Origin of the sequence: Modestobacter altitudinis (assembly GCF_005930475.1) — a bacterium.
GTDB lineage: Bacteria > Actinomycetota > Actinomycetes > Mycobacteriales > Geodermatophilaceae > Modestobacter > Modestobacter altitudinis.
The window spans coordinates 1-2,604 of record NZ_SJEW01000139.1 but is presented as its reverse complement, the minus strand read 5'-3'; the positions used below and the strand labels follow the sequence as shown (position 1 = coordinate 2,604).

Below are 2,604 nucleotides of genomic sequence, written 5' to 3'. Positions count from 1 at the left end.
AGGCACAGCGACTTGTAGCGGCTGCGCCACTGGTCGCCCGGGCGCGGGTGCTTGTCGATGACGATCGTCGGGACGTCGAGCTGCCGCAGCCGCGCGCCCAGTGCGATGCCGCCCTGACCGCCACCGATCACGAGGACGTACGGCTGGGTCGCGTAGCCCAGCTCCCGGGCCTCCTGCTCGCGGCGGTCCAGCCAGGTCAGCCGTTCCCGCTGCGCGCCGTGCTCGGCGCCCTTGGGCCGGCGGTCGCGGGCCGGCTCCTCGTGGCCGGTCAGCTCGTACAGCGTGGTCAGCAGCGTCCAGGCCCGGCCGTCGGTCAGCCGGAGGTGGCCCCGACCGCGCCCGACGGCGGTCTCGAACTCGATCCACGCCTCGTCCACGTCGTCGGCGCCGGTCGGCGGCTCGGCCGCACGGAAGCCCTGCGGGTCGGTCCGGTCGAGCGTCGCATGGAGCAGGTCGCGGACGCCGTCGTGCCCCTCGGCGGTGGTGATGTTCCAGCTGAAGGAGACCAGGTCCCGCCAGAAGCAGGTCGGGGCGAACAGCTCGGCCGCGCGGTCGACGTCGCGGGCGGTGAGCGCGGACTGGAACGCCTCGAGCCAGGCCGTCACCCGGCCGGCCGGGTCGTCGGTGTCCGGGGTCTGCGCATTGGTCGGGTCCAGCGTCTGCGTCATTGCGTTTCCTCCTGCAGCCAGCCAAGGTCGGCCACGGACAAGGCGTGGTGTGATGAGCAGCACATCTCCCGAGGCGTGGCGGGGGAAGCGTTGCAGCGTGTTGCACGGCCCCAGGCCGGCCGAGGTGGAGGTGGACGTGACCAGCTACTCGGCGATCGCGCCCGGCACCGACCTGTCGGACCACGCCCGGGTCCTCACCCGCGTGCACGATGCGGTGCTCGCCGGAGACAGGCCGCCGGTACGACCGCGCGGCGTGGTCGCCCGCTCCTGGTCGCGAGCCCTCGACCTCGGACTGGATGCCTCCCGTCCCAGCGCCCGCGAGCCGCTGCCCTTCGCTGCGGTCGAGCAGCGTCGCCGGCAGTCACCGCTGTCCCTCGTCGTCGACGAGCTCCGCCAGGTGCTGGTCAGCGTTGCCGACGCCTCCTCGTTCCTGATGGTCGTCACTGATGCCGACGGGATCATCCTCTGGCGCGAGGGCTCTCCCCGGGTACGGCTTCGCGCTGACTCCCTGGGCTTCATGGAGGGCGCCCGCTGGACCGAGGCCACCGTCGGCACGAACGCCATCGGGACGGCGCTCGCCGAGGCGGCGCCCGTGCAGCTGTTCTCCGCAGAGCACTTCGAGCAGGCCCAGCACCCCTGGTACTGCACCGCCGCACCGATCCACCATCCGGTCAGCGGCGAGCTGCTGGGCGTCGTCGACGTCAGTGGGCCGGCGCTGACCCTGCATCCGGTCATCGCCGCGCTCGTCGAGAGCGCCGTCAAGCTGGCCGAGTCACGGCTGTGGCGCCACCACGAGCACCGACTGGAGCGACTCAGGCAGTCGGCACGAGGCGTGCTGGACACCGTGCACGGCCCCCTCCTGCTGGTCGACGATCACGGCTGGGTCGCGCACCAGTCGGGCATCGGGGCGCGTGACCGGGTGGAGGTACCCCGGGCCGACAGACTCATCGCCGTCCCGGGACTGGGGCTGTGCGCTCCCGAACGACTCGGCGAAGGCTGGCTGATCCGCCCACGCGAGGTGAGGGAGGACATCGTTGCTGACTTGGACCTGACCGGCCCGCCGGTGCTCCGGCTGCGCTCGGATCCCGAGCCGTGGGTGACCCCGATGACCCAGCGCCATGCTGACGTACTCGTCCTCCTGCAGCGAGCCGGCCGTGCTGGGATGACCGCCGCCCAACTGAGCACGGCCATCTTCGGCGACGAGGAGCACTGCGTGACCGTGCGGGCCGAGGTCTCCCGACTCCGGAAGGCCATCGGTGGACTGGTGACGACCAGTCCTTACCGGCTGGCGGACGGCGTCAAGCTCTCCGTCGTACCGCCCGACGTCCCTGTTCGAGGTTGAGCGGCACGAGCGGGACTCTCCGCTCCGGCATGCGCCCTGACTTGGGTCGGACGACGGCCGCGGTGCAGGCCTGGTGCCGCTGCTGCTGAGCAGGCGCTGGGCATCTCGCGCGCGTTGCGGATCCGGCCGCCGACCTCGTCGGCGTCTCATCCCGCGACGTCCGCCAGCAGGTAGCGCACGGCCGTCTCACCGAGCTCTGCCGCGAACCACTCGTCGGCAGCCTCCGCCGTCGCGAGGCCGGGACCGCCCGGCGAACCGATGGGGGACGTCTCACCGCGCTACGTGGGGAATCGCACGGCCCATTCCCTGACTTGCTGGGCGCCCATCGAGCCGCCGGGGCCCGCGCGGGGTCGCCTTGCCCACCGCTGGAACGCGGAGGCAGCGACAGCCGTCTGATGCGCGCTGGTGTCGGTAGCGTCATCCCATGGTGGCTGCGCTCGTCGTTGGAGTCCTGGTCCTCCTGCTCGCCTCGATGGCGGTGTACGACCGTCGTCAGCGACGCCGAGGCCGTCGTGTGATGACTGGGCCTCAGAACTCTCGCCATGACGCACAAGGTCGACCGGAGACGGCCTTCCCCAGCGGTGGGGTGGGGGG

General features: G+C 72.0%; 2 protein-coding genes. One reads left to right on the top strand and one right to left on the bottom strand.

Features of this window, described 5'->3' with window-relative positions:
• A partial coding sequence (locus FHL79_RS24765; protein ID WP_439331143.1) for an NAD(P)-binding protein occupies positions 1-668 on the bottom strand: 668 nt, incomplete at its 3' end.
• A gap of 136 nt (positions 669-804) precedes the next feature.
• Between FHL79_RS24765 and FHL79_RS24760 the strand changes: the two genes are divergently transcribed.
• On the top strand, positions 805-2,010 hold the full coding sequence (locus FHL79_RS24760) for a GAF domain-containing protein (protein ID WP_138761207.1): 1,206 nt from the start codon (positions 805-807) through the stop codon (positions 2,008-2,010).
• Positions 2,011-2,604: the final 594 nt, after the last annotated feature.